General features: G+C 62.8%; 19 protein-coding genes and 1 tRNA gene. 8 read left to right on the forward strand and 12 right to left on the reverse strand.

Annotation, left to right across the window (positions count from 1 at the left end):
* Positions 1 to 18: 18 nt before the first annotated feature.
* Genes BLV07_RS36220 through BLV07_RS36230 form a run of 3 tightly spaced genes read right to left on the reverse strand, consistent with a single transcriptional unit; the run spans position 19 to position 3013 of the window.
* On the reverse strand, positions 19 to 1065 hold the full coding sequence (locus BLV07_RS36220; RefSeq protein WP_091895502.1) for a DNA polymerase III subunit delta': 1047 nt from the start codon (positions 1063 to 1065) through the stop codon (positions 19 to 21).
* A complete protein-coding gene (tmk, locus tag BLV07_RS36225; protein WP_091895505.1) occupies positions 1062 to 1748 on the reverse strand; it encodes a dTMP kinase in 687 nt (228 codons plus the stop codon). The genes BLV07_RS36220 and tmk overlap by 4 nt, the downstream gene beginning before the upstream one ends.
* 2 nt (positions 1749 to 1750) lie before the next feature.
* Positions 1751 to 3013, reverse strand: a complete 1263-nt coding sequence (locus tag BLV07_RS36230) for a D-alanyl-D-alanine carboxypeptidase family protein (RefSeq protein WP_176945990.1) — start codon at positions 3011 to 3013, stop codon at positions 1751 to 1753.
* A gap of 154 nt (positions 3014 to 3167) precedes the next feature.
* On the opposite strand from BLV07_RS36230, the gene BLV07_RS36235 reads away from it, so the two are divergent.
* Positions 3168 to 4124 (forward strand): alpha/beta fold hydrolase, encoded by a 957-nt coding sequence (locus BLV07_RS36235; protein WP_091895511.1) that lies wholly within the window; start codon positions 3168 to 3170, stop codon positions 4122 to 4124.
* Here BLV07_RS36235 and BLV07_RS36240 read toward each other — a convergent pair.
* Positions 4118 to 5053, reverse strand: a complete 936-nt coding sequence (locus BLV07_RS36240) for a septal ring lytic transglycosylase RlpA family protein (protein WP_091895514.1) — start codon at positions 5051 to 5053, stop codon at positions 4118 to 4120. The two genes, BLV07_RS36235 and BLV07_RS36240, sit on opposite strands and share 7 nt — an antisense overlap.
* A gap of 807 nt (positions 5054 to 5860) precedes the next feature.
* On the opposite strand from BLV07_RS36240, the gene BLV07_RS49860 reads away from it, so the two are divergent.
* Positions 5861 to 5989, forward strand: coding sequence for a hypothetical protein (locus BLV07_RS49860; RefSeq protein ID WP_256465491.1), 129 nt, complete (start codon positions 5861 to 5863; stop codon positions 5987 to 5989).
* 32 nt (positions 5990 to 6021) lie between these two features.
* On the opposite strand, the gene BLV07_RS36250 is transcribed toward BLV07_RS49860, so the two are convergent.
* Complete coding sequence (locus BLV07_RS36250; RefSeq protein WP_244551318.1) at positions 6022 to 6255, reverse strand: hypothetical protein; 234 nt, start codon at positions 6253 to 6255, stop codon at positions 6022 to 6024.
* A gap of 224 nt (positions 6256 to 6479) precedes the next feature.
* Between BLV07_RS36250 and BLV07_RS36255 the strand changes: the two genes are divergently transcribed.
* Positions 6480 to 7070, forward strand: coding sequence for a TIGR00645 family protein (locus BLV07_RS36255; protein ID WP_091895520.1), 591 nt, complete (start codon positions 6480 to 6482; stop codon positions 7068 to 7070).
* Between the two features lie 19 nt (positions 7071 to 7089).
* Here the strand turns inward: BLV07_RS36255 and BLV07_RS36260 are convergent, their stop codons facing one another.
* The 4 genes from BLV07_RS36260 to BLV07_RS36275 form a co-directional block, all read right to left on the reverse strand.
* On the reverse strand, positions 7090 to 7407 hold the full coding sequence (locus tag BLV07_RS36260) for a DUF1476 domain-containing protein (protein WP_176945991.1): 318 nt from the start codon (positions 7405 to 7407) through the stop codon (positions 7090 to 7092).
* Positions 7408 to 7654: 247 nt separating this feature from the next.
* Positions 7655 to 7846: a hypothetical protein gene (locus BLV07_RS36265; protein ID WP_091895525.1), complete on the reverse strand. Its 192-nt coding sequence runs from the start codon at positions 7844 to 7846 to the stop codon at positions 7655 to 7657.
* A gap of 246 nt (positions 7847 to 8092) precedes the next feature.
* On the reverse strand, positions 8093 to 8767 hold the full coding sequence (locus BLV07_RS36270) for an endonuclease/exonuclease/phosphatase family protein (protein WP_091895578.1): 675 nt from the start codon (positions 8765 to 8767) through the stop codon (positions 8093 to 8095).
* The gene (locus tag BLV07_RS36275; protein ID WP_091895528.1) at positions 8767 to 10800 is read right to left on the reverse strand and encodes a VTT domain-containing protein; all 2034 of its coding nucleotides are present in this window, start codon (positions 10798 to 10800) and stop codon (positions 8767 to 8769) included. Before BLV07_RS36275 ends, BLV07_RS36270 begins: the two co-directional genes overlap by 1 nt.
* Before the next feature lie 506 nt (positions 10801 to 11306).
* On the opposite strand from BLV07_RS36275, the gene BLV07_RS36280 reads away from it, so the two are divergent.
* From BLV07_RS36280 to BLV07_RS49865, 3 genes are all read left to right on the forward strand, one after another.
* Complete coding sequence (locus tag BLV07_RS36280; RefSeq protein ID WP_091895531.1) at positions 11307 to 11513, forward strand: hypothetical protein; 207 nt, start codon at positions 11307 to 11309, stop codon at positions 11511 to 11513.
* Between the two features lie 707 nt (positions 11514 to 12220).
* Positions 12221 to 12439, forward strand: coding sequence for a DUF6894 family protein (locus BLV07_RS36290; protein WP_091894579.1), 219 nt, complete (start codon positions 12221 to 12223; stop codon positions 12437 to 12439).
* Positions 12436 to 12558 (forward strand): hypothetical protein, encoded by a 123-nt coding sequence (locus tag BLV07_RS49865; RefSeq protein WP_283806564.1) that lies wholly within the window; start codon positions 12436 to 12438, stop codon positions 12556 to 12558. The genes BLV07_RS36290 and BLV07_RS49865 overlap by 4 nt, the downstream gene beginning before the upstream one ends.
* A 746-nt stretch (positions 12559 to 13304) precedes the next feature.
* Here BLV07_RS49865 and BLV07_RS36300 read toward each other — a convergent pair.
* Positions 13305 to 13514 carry a hypothetical protein gene (locus BLV07_RS36300; protein WP_091895539.1) on the reverse strand — a complete coding sequence of 70 codons (210 nt, stop codon included), beginning with the start codon at positions 13512 to 13514 and terminating at the stop codon, positions 13305 to 13307.
* Positions 13515 to 13999: 485 nt separating this feature from the next.
* On the opposite strand from BLV07_RS36300, the gene BLV07_RS49870 reads away from it, so the two are divergent.
* Both BLV07_RS49870 and BLV07_RS36305 read left to right on the forward strand, forming a co-directional pair.
* Entirely contained in the window at positions 14000 to 14125 is a 126-nt protein-coding gene (locus BLV07_RS49870) for a hypothetical protein (RefSeq protein WP_283806565.1), read from the forward strand.
* Positions 14126 to 14633: 508 nt separating this feature from the next.
* Positions 14634 to 14906 (forward strand): hypothetical protein, encoded by a 273-nt coding sequence (locus BLV07_RS36305; protein ID WP_091895541.1) that lies wholly within the window; start codon positions 14634 to 14636, stop codon positions 14904 to 14906.
* Positions 14907 to 14996: 90 nt separating this feature from the next.
* On the opposite strand, the gene BLV07_RS46830 is transcribed toward BLV07_RS36305, so the two are convergent.
* The gene (locus BLV07_RS46830; protein ID WP_143035594.1) at positions 14997 to 15203 is read right to left on the reverse strand and encodes a hypothetical protein; all 207 of its coding nucleotides are present in this window, start codon (positions 15201 to 15203) and stop codon (positions 14997 to 14999) included.
* A gap of 82 nt (positions 15204 to 15285) precedes the next feature.
* Positions 15286 to 15375: transfer RNA gene (locus BLV07_RS36310), tRNA-Ser, on the reverse strand.

Below are 15375 nucleotides of genomic sequence, written 5' to 3' on the forward strand. Positions count from 1 at the left end.
GCTTTTCCGGATCATGCTCTAGCGCGTTGCGTCCGCCAGCCAGCCGAACACCGAGAAAACCAAGGGCTTGCGCTCCAGATTGTAGGTTTCGGTGTCGCGCGCGGCGCGGACGATCTTTTCCCATACCTCAGCTAGCCGCGCAAGGCGCGGCAGGTTCTGGTTGGCATTGGCTTCATCCGCATGCAGGCGCTCGGCGATCCAGCGGTCGATGCCGTCGATGAAGGCGGCAAGTGCGACGCGGTCGCTGGTGCCGAGCGAATCGCCGAGCGTGTGCAGTTCGCGCGGATCGACCTGCGGCAAACGCGCGAGCAGTGCTGCCGTGCGCTGCTGGAGCTTGAGCGCATCACCGCCGAGCAGCGTCAACGCCCGCGCGACACTGCCCTCGGAGGCCTCCGCCGCCTCGCGCAGCGCGGGATCGTTCGGATCGAGGTCGGCCGCCGCAGCCGCAGCACCGATCACGTCGTCCGTGGCGAGCGGGCGCAGGCGCAGCTTGCGGCAGCGCGACTGGATCGTGGCGAGCACGCGTGCGGGCGCGTAGCTCACGAGCAGGAACAGCGATTGCTGCGGCGGCTCTTCGAGGATTTTCAGCAGCGCGTTGGCCGCGTTTGGATTGAGCTCGTCGACGGTATCGACGATGCAGACGCGCCAGCCTTCGGCCGCGGCCGTCGAGCCGAAGAAGCCGATCGTCTCGCGCGTCTCGTCGACGGTGATCACGGTGCGCATCACGCCGCGGTCGTTCGCGGTGCGCTCCAGCGTCAACAGGCCGCCATGCGAGCTCGCCGCAACCTGCCGCGCCACGGCGTCATCGGGATCGATCGCAAGGTCTGGGGCGTGTTGCACGGACGGCGCCAACGGCTGGCCATGGGCGAGCACGAAGCGCGCCATGCGGTAGGCCAGCGTTGCCTTGCCGATCCCTTGCGGCCCGCCGATCAGCCAGGCATGCGGGATGCGCCCGCTGCGGTAGGCCGTCAGCAGCGCCGTCTCGGCGTCGCGATGCCCGAACAGCCTCGACGTCTCACGCGGATGCGCAATGGCGGTTTCGCGCTCAATCTGACGCCGGCTCATGCGGAAATCACCGAAGAGGGCGTGGGAAGAAGACGTTCGCGCAGCGCCGTCCAGACACGCCCAGCAACCGTATCGGGATCGGAATTGGCGTCGATCAGCGCGCAACGCGCGGGATCTTCCGCGGCGATCTTACGATAGGCGTCGCGCAGGCCCTGATGGAACTTGAGATCCTCGCCCTCGAACCTGTCCGGCGTGGCGCTGCCGCGGCGCGCGGCGGCACGCTGCAGGCCGATCTCGACCGGCAGGTCGAGTATGATGGTGAGATCCGGCTTGAGATCGCCGATCGTGACCCGCTGCATCGCATTGATCAGGCCATCTGGCACGCGGCCGAGGCTCCCCTGATAGGCCCGCGTCGAGTCGGCGAAGCGGTCGCACAGCACCCAGATGCCTTGGCTGAGCGCGGGCTGGATCACGGTGCGGACGTGATCGTCGCGGGCAGCGGCGAACAGCAGCGTCTCGGCTTCGGGTCCGAGCAGCTTGCCCATGCCCGACAGCACCAGATGACGCATGATCTCGGCGCCCGGCGAGCCGCCTGGCTCGCGCGTGACGAGGATGCGCATCCTTGCCGCCTTGAGACGGTCGGCCAGCTTCTTGATCTGGGTCGACTTGCCGGCCCCCTCGCCACCTTCAAAGGTGATGAAGCGTCCGCGTCCAGACGGCCACCGTACCGGGCTTTTACTCATGGTCAGAGCTTCTCGGCGCCCGCGCGGAACATGCCGATCACGAGCTCGCTGGCGCCGTCGATCGCGCGGCGCATGGTCGAGCCGGTGCCGATCGCTTCGGCAGCATAGACCGGCGTTTCCACCGCGATGGCGCCGCTGCGCCAGACCTTGACCACGCCGACCCTCTGGCCGGCCTCGACCGGCGCGCGCACCGGGCCGCTATAGACGATGCGGGCGATCAGCTTGTCGCTGCCGTTCTTGTGCACCATCACCTTCACGGGCGTCTTGGCCACGAGCTTGACCGAGCGGCTCTCGCCGCCGAACACCTTGGCGTAGCCGACGGGTTGCTCGGCCGCGATCAGCACGCGGGTCTCGAAATTGCGGAAGCCCCATTCCAGCATCTTCTTGGCTTCCGTGGCGCGGTCTTCGGGATCGTCGAGCCCGTTGACCACGACGATCAGGCGCGTGCCGTTTTGCACGGCCGAGCCCACCATGCCGTAGCCGCCTTCCTTGGTGTAGCCGGTTTTGAGACCGTCAGCGCCTTCCATCGAATTGAGCAGCGGATTGCGGTTGGGCTGGCGAATCTTATTCCAGGTAAACTCCTTTTCGCCGAACAGTTTGTAGAACTCGGGGAAGTCCAGGATGATGTGGCGGGCGAGGATGCCGAGCTCGCGCACCGTCATCTTGTTGCCGGGATCGGGCAAGCCGTTGGAGTTGGCGAAGGTCGATCGGGTGAGGCCGAGCTCACGCGCTCGCTTGGTCATGAAGTCGGCCGCGAAAATCCGCTCGTTGCCCGCCATGGCTTCAGCGAGCGCGATGCAGGCATCGTTGCCGCTCTGGATGATCGCCCCGTGCAGGAGATCGTCGACCGAGACCTTGCTGTTGATGGCGGCGAACATGGTCGAGCCGCCCGAGGGTGCGCCGCCCCTGCGCCAGGCGTTCTCGCTGATCCGGTACTCATCGGTCAGCTTGATGTCGCCCTTCTTGACGGCGTTGAAGACGACCTCCGCGGTCATCAGCTTCATCATGCTGGAGGGCGCGCGCAGCTCGTCGGCGTTCTTCTCGAACAGCACGCTGCCTGAGGAGGCCTCGATCAGGATCGCGGTCGGGGCGTCGCCGTCGAAGCCCGTGTCTTCCGCCTTCTTGGCGCCCTGCACGCTCTGGTTGGCGGCGTAGAGCGCCCCGCCCCAGCCGATAGCCGCGACCAGAACCGCCGCGATCAGCCCGCGCGCCAGCGCACCGGCGGTGAACCGGGAGCGACGAAGCAAAGAAGGACGAAATGCCATGGCCAAGCCCTGAGAGCGGCGTTCTAGCAGTTGGAACAGATGCGAACAACACGGAGCTGGACGCTTGTCCCTGAGATTGCACGATTCTCCTCGCGCCCCTATCGTGGCATCTTATATTTCCCGACCAAACCCCTGAAACAAGGCGGAAAAGCGAATGTCCTCAACCCGGATGATCAAGGCCAACGGGGTCGAGCTCTTCATCCGCGAGGCCGGCCAGGGGCCGCTGGTGGTGCTGTGCCATGGCTGGCCGGAACTGTCCTATTCCTGGCGTCACCAGATCCCGGCGTTGGCAGAGGCCGGGTTTCACGTCGTCGCCCCCGACATGCGCGGCTATGGCCAGAGCGCGGCGCCGGCTGATGTTGCCGCCTACTCCATCTTCGACACGGTCGGCGATGTCGTCGGCCTCGTGCAGGCGCTGGGCGAGAGCAAGGCGATGGTGGTCGGCCACGACTGGGGTGCGCCGGTGGCTTGGCACGCGGCACTGTTCCGCCCCGATATCTTCACGGCGGTCGCGGGCCTGAGCGTGCCGCCGCCGTTCCGCGGCCGCGGCAAGCCGCTCGATTTGCTGCGCCAGGGCGGCATCACCAATTTCTACTGGCAGTATTTCCAGACGCCCGGCGTCGCCGAAGCCGAGTTCGAGCGCGACGTCGCCCGCACCATGCGCATCGTGCTCGGCGGCCGCGGCCTCGCCGATCCCTCGGCAGCCATGTTCGTGCAGGAGGGCAAGGGCTTTCTCGGCCATGCAGGCGCCGAGGGGCCGCTGCCCGGCTGGCTGAACGAGGCTGATCTCGCCTATTTCACCGAGTGCTTCCGCAAGTCCGGCTTCCGCGGCGGGCTGAACTGGTACCGCAACATCGACCGCAATTGGGAGCTGACGGCCCCCTGGCAGGATGCGCAGATCCACCAGCCCTCGCTGTTCATCGCCGGCTCCAAAGACGCCGTCATCACCGGCCTGATCGGGGCCAAGCGCGTCAACGAGCTCGAGCGCGTGCTGCCCAATCTGAAGCGCAAGCTGATCCTCGAAGGCGCCGGCCACTGGGTCCAGCAGGAGCGGCCCGAGGAGGTGAACGCGGCGCTGATGACGTTCTTGAAGGAAAGCACGGCTCAGTAGAGGCCGCGGCCGCTCAGGATGCTGCGGGCCTCGGCCGCGCCGTCCGAGGTGTAGGCGGCAGACGGAGCGCTCTCGGTCGCGTAGCGGCCGTCCTCGTCATAGGACACGGCACGTGCGTTCTGGAGCGCCCGGCCCCGGCTGCGGCTCGAGGCCGACATTTCCGAGGTCGCGTTGAGCGAGGCCATATCAGCCGAGCTGTTGCCGAGATTGTAGGGCCGCCCCTCCGGCATCGGAACCTCGCCGCGAATGGCACCGCGGCTCGATGCGGGCAATTCCGGCACGAAGGGCTTGGCCGAAGCGACCCGGACCATCGAGGGCGTCGGCGCCGGAATGCCGGTACGCAAGGTCGCCATCAGCTGGCGGTCGTCTGAGCCTTCGAGCGGCGCCCGGCCGACATATTCGACCCGGACCTTGGCGACGCCATTGCCTTTGAATTCAAGGAGTTCGGCGGCCTTGTTCGAAACGTCGATGAGCCGGTTGCCGTGATAGGGCCCGCGGTCATTGACGCGGACGATCAGCGACTTGCCGTTCGACATATTGGTCACCCGCGCGTAGGACGGCATCGGCAGGGTCGGATGCGCCGCGGTCAGCGAGGCCATGTCGAACACTTCGCCGTTGGCGGTCAGGCGGCCGTGGAAATCATCGCCGTACCAGGACGCCATGCCCTCGGCGCGATAGTTGACATCCTCCTCCGGCACGTAGGTCCGGCCCGCCACGACGTAGGGCTTGCCGACGCGGTAGGTGCCGCCACCCTTCGGGACCGGGTCGCCCCAGGCCACGACCCGGGGGCTCGAGGACACGCCGTATTTCGGATCGACGCGGCTGGCGAACTTGTTCGAGGAGGCGCAATTGGCGAGCGCAAGGCAGGTCGCGACCGCCGCAACACCGCGCGCGGCCCGCAAAACCGAATCTGACCGTCGGATCCCCATTCGCCCCAAATACCATTTCGCCGGGCGCGTACCCATCCCGCTTTAGCCGCGGGGAGCGCCGTCCGGTCCTTGTAGTCCGAGGCGGCCCACCACCGCATCGGAAGTGGTAACGATAACGCAACCCGAACACGGCGGAAATGGGGAGCCCACAGCGATCACGCCGGGATGGTAAACGGGACGTTCGCTCGCCTCCGTTGATCTACGGAGCGCGGGCGCCCTGCTCTGTGCCAAGGCTGGACATTCTGTTGCGCCAAATCCTCACTCCACCCCCATTGTCACGCCGCTCACCGAAATTCTTTTGACTGTGCAAGGCCGCACGCGTTCTCTCGAATGCAAGGGCGGGATGTGGAATTTAACGATGATCGAGACGGTTTCGGCACTGATGGGTCTGGTAAGCGCGGGGATCTTCCTGGCCCATGCGTTTGAAGGTTACCGCACGAGGGCCTGAAGGCACTCGCGCGGGGCGGCAAGCATCACCTCTTTCAAGGCGGCACGTTCGGACAATTTTAATCGATCCGATCGAGCATCGAGGACGAGAGCGGCAGGTGTCCCATGCGCAACCATGACCTCGTATCCGATGGCTTCCTGGCATTGACCGCAGGCGGCTTGGTCCTGCTCTGCTCGGGCCTTGTGGCCCTGGCCTTCGGCTGATCTCGGACGAGATCTTCGCGCTTTCCCGACGACGACCATGCCGTGCTGCAAACAGGTGTTTGCCCGGATTGTCCCGCTCCCGTTTAGTTGATTGAATTTCTGCGTTCGGCGCCTCGACTTATTTTCAAGAGGCCATCACCGACGAGGGTGACTCACATGCTTGCCGAGAAGTTTTTCCTGGTCCTTGAATCCCTGATCCGCGGCGATCGCACCTATCCCGACGGAAGTCCCCGGGTCATCAGCACCTCCCCGCACGTGCCGGTGAAGCTGCCGAGCCGGAAATAGCCGGCTCGCCGTCGAGCCCGGTGACGCGCCGCTCAGCGCAGACCCAACAGCGAGCGGCGATAGCGGCCGTCGCGAGCCTCGCTCAGACAGACGAAGCTGCCGTCAAAGCCCTGGCGATATCGCTTCTGACCCCTGGTGTAGTAGACGCCCTTCCTGAAATCGAGCCAGACCACCTGATCGTGCGGACAATGGCGCTGCGCCTGCGCTTCGTAGCGGAACGGGGTCAGCGGCGTTGCCGAGACTTCCGTGCCGCCGGAGCCGGCCATGATCGCGGCAACGAGCGCGATCCCGCCCGCCCATTTCCTGCTGCGAAACACGCCCCGCCTCCCCATCTTGATTCCGGTCGTAGCCGCCCGCGCGACGGCCGACCGGCACGATAGCACGAAAATGGCGCGATCCCTGGAAAGCGACCAGTTCGCCGCGTCTTCCGCCGGCCATCTTGCCGGGTTACATCGCAGCGAGATCATCTCGATGCGAGGATGCGGCCTGAATGTCGGTTGAGACTGGATTCCAATCCGAACTCCGCACCGAAGCCCGTCCGCCCTCGCCGCGTCTGGGCCTGCTGCCGATGATCATCTTCGGCTCGCGCTGGCTGCAGCTGCCGCTCTATCTCGGACTGATCGTGGCGCAGTGCGTCTACATCGCGCTGTTCCTCAAGGAGCTCTGGCATCTGTCCTGGCACGCGCTCGACCTCACCGAGCAGCAGATCATGATGAGCGTGCTGGCCCTGATCGACGTCGTGATGATCTCCAACCTGCTGGTGATGGTGATCGTCGGCGGCTACGAGACCTTCGTCTCGCGGCTCGACCTCCAGGGTCATCCCGACGAGCCGGAATGGCTCGGCCACGTCAATGCCAGTGTGCTGAAGATCAAGCTCGCCATGGCCATCATCGGCATCTCCTCGATCGCGCTGCTGCGCACCTTCATCGAGGCCGGCAATCTCGGCTCGAACCGGGCCACCTACACCGAGAACGGCGTGATGTGGCAGGTGCTGATCCACATCACCTTCATTGTCTCGGCGCTCGGCATCGCCTATGTCGACAGGCTCAGCGATTCCGGCGCGCGCAAGCACGCCGAATGACGTATAACGACCGGCCTTGCTATTTGCCGGCTTCGAGCTGCTGCATGACCTGGCGCAGGTACTCCAGAAGCTTCTGCGCGACCTGCTCGCGCGCCACGCCCTTGGCGGCGAGATCGCCCGACACCTTGCTCACGATGTCGTCGATCGTCTGCCTCTCCAGATTGTCCGTGACCAGCGCCGTTGCGTAGCTTGCCGCCTCGTCGGCGCTGAGGCCGAGCTGGCTTGCGGCCCAGAGCCCGAGCAGCCTGTTGGACCGGGCCGTGGCCTTGAACATCAGCTCCTCGTCGTGGACGAACTTTGCTTCAAAGCCCTGCTCGCGCTTGTCGAACGTGGTCATGGTCAGCTCCATTCTCGCTTTCGCTGAAGGGGTCGGACTGGCTGGGAGCGAACGTCTCCGTCATTCACGTCAATTGAGGATCATTCGAAGCTTCCTCCCGAAGGGCAAACGCCGTCAAGCCCGCCGATGGGTGCGACCGGGCGCGCTCAAGCTGGTCTTGAGCGCGACTGGAACACCCAATCGGCATGACATGCCGGCGTCGGTCGAAAGATCGGTCTAAGAGATTGTCAGCGCCGACCGCGTTTGGTCAGCCCTTCGCCGCGGCGGCCTCACGCGCGAGGCGTTCGGCTTTCAGCCGCTCCTTGTTGGCGTAAAACGCCTTCTGCGCCTCTTCATGATCGCGCATGGCCTTTTCGGCCTCGATCCGGCGCGCCGCATCGCGCGCCTGGCGCTGCTCGGGGGTCAGGGGTTTGCGTCGGAAGGAAAGGTCTTCAGTCATGGCGACACAACGTGGCGGCGAGGAAAAAGTTCCGCATGTTCGAGCCGAAGCGTAGCCGCTGACCACCAAAGTTTGCGAAAACAACCCCATGCACAGTAGCTAAGTCTTGTTGGCACAACGCCTTTTGCATTCCGCGTACAAGCGGGTTGACCCGTCGGGCAAAACAGTGGCACTCTGCCATCTTCGGGAAATCGTTAGATAGGCTGATGGGCCTCCACGAAGATCGTCTCCCGTCGGCAGACAATCCTAGATCTCGATGTCCGCAATCACGGGCAAATGGTCTGAATAGGCCGTTGCCTCTCCGTCGGTCCAAATTCTCCCAAACCGGCTATCGGGCGTCGCATAGATCCTATCAAGGCGGAGAACGGGCAAACGCGCCGGGAAAGTCCGCAAGCGTGTTCGGTTGGGGCAGACCTGCGCGAGCACACGCCGCACCGATTTCACCCAAAACCAGTCATTGAAATCGCCGAGGACGACGGTCCTCCCAGGTCGCACCAAGCTGACCAGGGCCTGGGCTTGCGCATGGCGCTCGTGGATACTTAGGCCGAGATGAGTGGCCACCACGCGCACATCGCCGACTGGTGTCAGCAGTCCCGTGGCAATCGCTCTGCGTGGCTCCCGCTCTCGATACGACACATCGAGGATCTCGGGCACGCCAGAGAACGGAAAGCGGCTCAGGAGCATCTGACCGTAATCGCCATCCTCAGTGACAATTGACTTAGCGTGAACGCGGTGATCGCCGACAACACTCGCCAACTTCGCAAATGGATCGTCTGACCGCGATCGCGAATCCACCTCCTGAAGTGCGACGACATCAGGGGCCCACTTGCGAACGATCGAGCAAACACCCTCCAAATCGAACTTCGGATTGAGATTGAACGTGCCATGCACATTCCATGTCATGAAGCGCATCGCCGCCATCAGCGCCTCCCGGCGAGCCAAGTCGCGACGAATTGTGCTCCCGCGCAGATCCCCAGCCAGCCCAAGAACGCCAGAGCCAACAGCAATATGTTGCTCCAGGACGCATTCCTGGCGAAGTCTGCGATCTGAGCCCCCAGAACTGCCATGGCGAGAATACCGGGCATCATGCCCAGCAGAGTTCCAACCATGAAGTCACGTAGAGGCAGCGTGCTCGCACCAGCCACGACATTCACCACCGAGAACGGTGCTATCGGAATCATCCGGATGACGACGACGGCTAGAATCCCCTTGCCCACAACGCGTTCCTGGATGCGCGCTGCACGTCGGCCGAGCAACTGCTGGAGGCGTTGTCGGCCGAGTCCCCGCCCGATCGCAAAAAGGATGAAGGCGCTGAGCAAGACGCCCGCCATTGCGGTAATGAAGCCTAGCCAGGGCCCAAGTGCGGCAGCAGTTGCTGCAATGAGCACGAGAACCGGAAACACGACCAGCCCGCCAACGACGAAAGCTGCGATAGCGAATAGTGGCCCCCATATGGACTGCGAGTAGGCAGACAGTAACGCCGAAATATGAGGCGCGTCGGTAAAATCGCTCAAAGGCGTGTACGACCAAGCCATCGTCAGTCCAAATAGCGCCAGCGTTATCGACGCGATCCCCATTAGTGTCTTCGTACTCCACATGCGAGATGCGGCCCGCTCCAGATGAAGCGGCCGCTCCGGGTCTGCCACCGGCTGAACCATTGTGGCCAGCGCACTGGTCAGGACCGAGGACTCCACTTCCCGCAGCGATTTCACCTCATCAGCTCTCGCCACGTCGTCCAGGAGCGCAAACAGACGATCCTCGTTTTCCGTTATGGTCAGTTCGTCGAGAGCGCAGAAATGCGCGATCAGGCGACGGCGGACCGAAGCGATGAAATTCCGATGCTGGTCGGATGACGCTTCAAAGATCAGGTCACATTCGCTATCGGCGCCCATCGAGCGATTGTTCAGGTTAGCCGAGCCGACCCTCAAGATCCGATCATCCACGATCATGAGCTTGCTGTGCACCATCACGGCAGCTTCGGCATCCTCGCTGCGTGAGATCGGGTAGACGAAGCGGATGCGATCCGCGACTCCAGCCTCACTGAAGCAGTCGATGAAGGCACCACGGCCATTTTGCATGGCTTGGGATTCCAACCACGATGAATGCAGTTTGGGAGTGACGACCAGGACCCGAAGCGAAGGCACGCGAAGCATCTGCTGGGCCAATTCACGCGCGATCTTGGTCGCGCTGGTAAACTGATTTTCGATGTAAACGAAGCTGGTCGCCGACCGGATCGCTGCAGTCAATGAGCGCTCGACTTCCTTGATGGTCGAACCTGCAGGACAGACCACCTCGGTCCTGGCGATACCAACCGGCAAGTGCTCGGCCTCCACCGGCACATTGGCCGGCCACCGCATGTTCCCTAGCCGGCGCCGATGATGGGTCTGTTGACCTGAAGCACGCCAGCGTTCCTCCGCGAGGTCGAACAGCCACGCTGCTGCATCCCCATCGACCATGCATTGAACATCATGAAAGGGTGGGTATGGCTTGCCCTCAGGGTCGCAGCGCAATGGATGCTCGGCCCGATGATCGCTGGTGTCCCAGCGCCTGATTGTCAGATCGAGTCCGCCAACGAACGCCAGTGAACCGTCGATACAGACCATCTTCTGGTGTTGGGCCGAACCAAACGGAAGTGTGCAATCGAGACAAAACCGGACGCGGCCAGATGTTTCGGCAGTAAATTTTGCCGCGGAATTCCGTTCTCTTTCGGAGGCGTAAAAGGAGACAAAGTCCCAGACAAGGATGTCGATCCGCAAGGTCGGGCGGCGTTGAACGAGCGCGCGCAGCAATGGGCCAAGCTGTTCCGGCAAACCATCATCCGCTCGTCCGGAAGCTCCGACCAGCCTGGTTGCACTGTGGATGTCCCATCCGATGATGTAGACCTGTTCTTGCGCCTCCAGCAGCGCTTGCCGCAGGGCCGCGAAAAACGCGGCAGCATCGTTCAGAACCGTCACGCGCCGCGCTTCGCACCGCCTCCAGACGGTGTCTCCGGGGATCAGGGTCGATGAACTCTGAAGCAGTTGGACCTCGCAAGTCGCATTCGCGGCTCAACGTCCTGAATGCTTAGGGGGTTCCACGTCCTGGGCACAGGGTTACCGTTCAGCGTGTGCGACTGCTAAGGGCCTTCTCGGCACAATCGCGCAAAAGCCGCAGGTGATCTGTTGGTCCACGCGCCTGGGTTCAGAACCGGAGTATCCCGAGCAGGAAGAGCAGCGCCACGGTGACCAAGCCGGAAATCAGCAGCGAGCCGAGACACCCCACCCGGTTCGAGAAAAAGAAGAACATGCGTGCTCGCCGTGAAGCTTCCTGCCGGGCTAATTTTTCAAATTCGATAGCGTTCCGGATGCGCTCTCGTTTGTCCTGACCGTCGAGCGGTCTGCCTCTACAGACAGCTTGGTTGACTGGTGTTCCTGGAAACAAGGGGTAAGAACCAATCTCTGGACGAGACGTTGAATCTCCGATGTCCGACGCTTTTGACTATTTCCGAGCGCACGCGGTCCGAGCCCTTTGCAAGGCCCGGGCGATGCCCCGCGGACGAATGAAGCATCTCCAATTGGTGGCGGCCCGGATCTACCATCTGCTCACCAAGGAGGCCGCGTACGGCCCGAACCTGCAGCATCTGGATGACTTCCGGGCAGCTCAGAAGCTGGAGCGGTCGATTGATTGATGCGGATCAAGCAGCCCGGTCGACCGCGACGTTGGTGCAACGCTCGCTGGGCTTTCGCGTCTTCTGAAAGAAGAGACGTGCCTATGCTTCCAGCCACGCCCCCGAGCCCCACCCTATTCCGCTGCCCCAAATGCGGCGAACCACTCAGTCTGGCGGAAAAGCTATGGGACATGAAGACAGCCCGCTTCATCCGGGTGTACAAATGCCGGTGCGGTGAACTGCTCTGGGATGATCAATCGTCCGCGGAACGCAGCTAAGGCACACCAAGCCGCCTCGATTGGAATTGCCACCGATCTCGAGCGTCGCGGCGCCCTCGACGGGTCAACAGTCACTTCAGCCGGTCGGCGATTGTGCCCTCAATATCGAGCTCAGCTGACCACGGCAACGAAGCCGCATTGTGGCTGAATTGGGCGCATACCACATCCGAAATCGGGCCGGACTGGATTCGTGAGGTGAAACACGACGCTACCCGGATGCTGGTCATCCGGGAGGACAAGAGTGTGCGCCTGCTCTTGCGCAACGGCCTCTTATTTGCGCGACCTGCCCAACATTTGCGCGGTACACGAGGCGTCATGATGGCGTTCTGATAACTGCGGGTCCTTGGTGCGACACCTAGGTTTTCCCTAGCCTCGAACCATCCATCCGCGAGTCCCCGCCTTCCTAACGCTGGCGGGGGCTTCGCTTGGCACGAACCCAGGCAATATTCGATGCCTCTCTTTTCCTTCAAGCTCATCGATTCCCAGTTGGTCTCGGATTTCGGCGTACATGACCTGCCGGGCGAGGCGGAGGCGCGGACAGAAGCTATCAAGCTCGCTCGATCGCTGCGCGAAACGAGACCGCAACTGATCGGCAAAAAGTATGCAATCTTCGTTATCGACGAGGATGGTGCCGCCGTTTGCAGCGTCCCGCTGGATGTCGTGTCGTGACCGGAATCCTGACTGAAACGGCCACCCCGCATCGCGATCGGCAGTACCGAGGCGGTCGGCAGAAGCACTGGATCAAGGTGAAGAACCGGAGCCATCCCGCGATGGCACGCGAGCTCTGACGAAAATGGCCCCGGCCATGGGGTGGGCGTGGGAGGCCGGGGCCGTTGGGGTGCTTGGACCTTGGGGAAGTTCAAGCGACTGCGAGCTTACTCACAGCTCGAGCTTCGTTCTGTTCGTTTCCGAACATTGTCAGTACTCTTCCGGACAGCGCCGGTTTCGCGCGTGCGGCCCGCCAGCGTGGAACCGGCGGGCTCTCGGTCCTCACTTCTTCAGGCACAGACCGATCGTCGGCGAGGCCCCGCACTTCATACCGTCCGCTGCCCCTCCGCTCGGGCAGAACACGGACACGAGCGTTTCGCTGGTGTCGCAATTGACGGCGCCATCCGCTTGTACCGCGCGGATATTTACGGACGCCGGATCTCCCTTGTCTCCCTTGTCGCCTTTTGGCCCTTGCGGCCCCTGAGGCCCTTGTGCGCCGGCTGGCCCCTGAGGACCGGGGACGCCCTGAATACCTTGGGCACCCTGGGGACCGGCCGGCCCTTGAGGGCCGGGATCGCCCTTTGGCCCGGGCTCTCTTCCGCAGCCCGCTAGCGCGAGTGCGGCGGTTAATGCAGCAGCGGCAATCAATTTTTGCATTGCGACTTCTCCCTATGACCGCGCCATTAAAATGATCGCGGGAAGCTGCCGCAATAGTGAGAAGGCCGCCGAAAGGAGATCCGGCGGCCTCGTATTCATCGCTTCAACCGGCGGGCGTGGGCAGCCAGCCGCTGCCGTTCGCGCTTTCTGTGGGCTCGGCGCCGCCGGTTCATGCCAAGCCGCCCTGCTGTAGGCGGTCCCGGAGCGCGTGCGCATGATCCGAGATGATCTGCGTGACGCGGTGCATCCCATCGATGGCCGTCTCCGCATCGGGCTGAGCCAACAACACGACGAGCATATCAATCAGCAGAACGATGTTTTGGATGTCAGCCTCGTTCTCGAAGCGATCGGGCAGCTGTAGCTCAACGACGTTGCTCATTGCTGCGGCCTCCCGCTGTGCTGCACGGCAAGCTCGAACAACTCCGCAAGGAGGAGGCGTGCGGCCGCAACGCCTTTCCAGAGTATGGCGCCCTCGTCGAGAAAGGGATCGACCCGGAGCGGTTCGCCCTTCTGGAGTTTCCCCGCGACTGTCACGGCTGAGGAAACGCTATTGCAAGGATGCCGCAGCGGATTGCGGCTACGGCTGGCGCGCTGCCGGGCTGTCACGCGGCGTTCGGCTCGGCCGTGGTCGAACGACGGATTGTCCAGCCGCGGTGCTGGGGCGCATGGAAATCTGATGATATTGCCGGACGGCGTCGACATTACGCCCAGCCAGGGAATGCGGTCTATCTCAGGTCCGGGTTGTCACACCCAACGGACATGCTCAGCTGATTTGGTTAAAAAAGCAATTCGCCGTGCAGGGGAAAATTTGCGTGTGTGCGCCTTGATGTGGCTCGGCGTTAGCGAGCCATGGAGGCGTGTACAATGGGGCAAAAGACCCGAGTTTTGAAGCGGGCAAACGTCCTGCCCGATCTTCTGAAAATGCTTCAGGAGCTCGAGGAGCTGCGAGAAAAGATCCGGCTCGCCGAGGCCGCCCGCGTGCTGCACTAAGCCTTTACTTCTCGTGCCCCAGGTAGGAACGCTGCAGCCTGGTGCCGCATTCGGCTGGTATGGAGCGGTTCTCTGTACCTTTGATAGTGGCCGCCGCATTCATCATCGGCGTCATCGCTGGCTATGCCATCAGGGCGCTCATTTCCGCAAGGCATCGAGCAGCGGCCCGCCGCCGGCGCCGTGATTTCAAATGACGCTAGTGAGTAGCCATGCAGAAGCCGGCTGCGGCCCCAAAGCCGGCGAAGCGGCTCCTGAGTCGCTGCGGGTCAAAAGGCTTCGAGGCGTCAATCTACTAGTCGTCGCAGCGCGTTTAGCTTGCGCTCGCCATAAGGTTGCGGAAGACTGCCGCAGGCTGGGGAAATCGATATGCATAGTCATGTGAATGCTCGGTGAATGCCCCCTTCAGGCGCTGTTGTAGATCAAGAGCCTATCAACAAAGCAGGCCCACATCTGGAAACCTTGGACGCACTAGCACGTTTGGTTCCCAGAAACGTTTCGGGAGGATTCCATGATCATCGGAGCAGCTGCGGCCATTGCTCTCCAGCTCGCAACGCCCGCCGTAGCACTGCAGAGCGACACGCCCAACCTGATTCCGGTCCGTGAAGGGCCATGCAGCTACGGGTACGATACCGACATCTACGGACGATGTTATCCGAACGGCGTCATTCCGCCGGAGTATCAAGCCGCACGCCAACCCCGCGCCTACTACGAGCCGCGCCGATACTACAGGGAAGAGTACCGCCCACGGTGGCGATACCGCTATTACCGCGACGACTATTGAGCGGTAGCCGTCGCCGCGCAGGTCCAGATCACTGCGTGCCGAAACATGCGACTTCTACGGTGGCAGGATCGTAGGCCGTGCCGGCCAGGTTCACCGCGAACATCGGGTTCGCACTTCCTGAACGCCAACGACGCGATCCTTACTACCCATCGTGTAGTCGGTACTGCCAACCTTGGTCAGGCTGCAGAGGTTAAGAATTTTCTCCAGTTCGGAGAAGCTGAGCGCGTGGCTGGGATTGGTTTGGCTTGAGCTGTTCGCGACAAGGCTGTTTGGCGGTAGCGTCTGATAATGCTGCACCAGCGCCTCCCAGCTTTTTCGACGCAATCCTTTGATTTTACTGTGAATTCCGAACGCTCGCGAACAGTGGCGAACAATATACTGGCGGAAGGGGTGGGATTCGAACCCACGGTACCCTTGCGGGCACGCCGGTTTTCAAGACCGGTGCCTTAAACCACTCGGCCACCCTTCC

It is taken from the genome of Bradyrhizobium sp. Rc2d, assembly GCF_900099855.1.
Classification (GTDB): Bacteria; Pseudomonadota; Alphaproteobacteria; order Rhizobiales; family Xanthobacteraceae; genus Bradyrhizobium.

Excerpts from the sequence above, each read along its gene's own strand:
- BLV07_RS36220 (WP_091895502.1), bottom strand. The coding sequence starts at position 1,065 with ATGAGCCGGCGTCAGATTGAGCGCGAAACCGCCATTGCGCATCCGCGT.
- tmk (WP_091895505.1), bottom strand. The coding sequence starts at position 1,748 with ATGAGTAAAAGCCCGGTACGGTGGCCGTCTGGACGCGGACGCTTCATC.
- BLV07_RS36230 (WP_176945990.1), bottom strand. The coding sequence starts at position 3,013 with ATGGCATTTCGTCCTTCTTTGCTTCGTCGCTCCCGGTTCACCGCCGGT.
- BLV07_RS36235 (WP_091895511.1), top strand. The coding sequence starts at position 3,168 with ATGTCCTCAACCCGGATGATCAAGGCCAACGGGGTCGAGCTCTTCATC.
- BLV07_RS36240 (WP_091895514.1), bottom strand. The coding sequence starts at position 5,053 with ATGGGGATCCGACGGTCAGATTCGGTTTTGCGGGCCGCGCGCGGTGTT.
- BLV07_RS49860 (WP_256465491.1), top strand. The coding sequence starts at position 5,861 with ATGCTTGCCGAGAAGTTTTTCCTGGTCCTTGAATCCCTGATCCGCGGC.
- BLV07_RS36250 (WP_244551318.1), bottom strand. The coding sequence starts at position 6,255 with ATGGCCGGCTCCGGCGGCACGGAAGTCTCGGCAACGCCGCTGACCCCG.
- BLV07_RS36255 (WP_091895520.1), top strand. The coding sequence starts at position 6,480 with ATGTCGGTTGAGACTGGATTCCAATCCGAACTCCGCACCGAAGCCCGT.
- BLV07_RS36260 (WP_176945991.1), bottom strand. The coding sequence starts at position 7,407 with ATGACCACGTTCGACAAGCGCGAGCAGGGCTTTGAAGCAAAGTTCGTC.
- BLV07_RS36265 (WP_091895525.1), bottom strand. The coding sequence starts at position 7,846 with ATGACTGAAGACCTTTCCTTCCGACGCAAACCCCTGACCCCCGAGCAG.
- BLV07_RS36270 (WP_091895578.1), bottom strand. The coding sequence starts at position 8,767 with ATGGCGGCGATGCGCTTCATGACATGGAATGTGCATGGCACGTTCAAT.
- BLV07_RS36280 (WP_091895531.1), top strand. The coding sequence starts at position 11,307 with ATGTCCGACGCTTTTGACTATTTCCGAGCGCACGCGGTCCGAGCCCTT.
- BLV07_RS36290 (WP_091894579.1), top strand. The coding sequence starts at position 12,221 with ATGCCTCTCTTTTCCTTCAAGCTCATCGATTCCCAGTTGGTCTCGGAT.
- BLV07_RS36300 (WP_091895539.1), bottom strand. The coding sequence starts at position 13,514 with ATGAGCAACGTCGTTGAGCTACAGCTGCCCGATCGCTTCGAGAACGAG.
- BLV07_RS49870 (WP_283806565.1), top strand. The coding sequence starts at position 14,000 with ATGGGGCAAAAGACCCGAGTTTTGAAGCGGGCAAACGTCCTGCCCGAT.
- BLV07_RS36305 (WP_091895541.1), top strand. The coding sequence starts at position 14,634 with ATGATCATCGGAGCAGCTGCGGCCATTGCTCTCCAGCTCGCAACGCCC.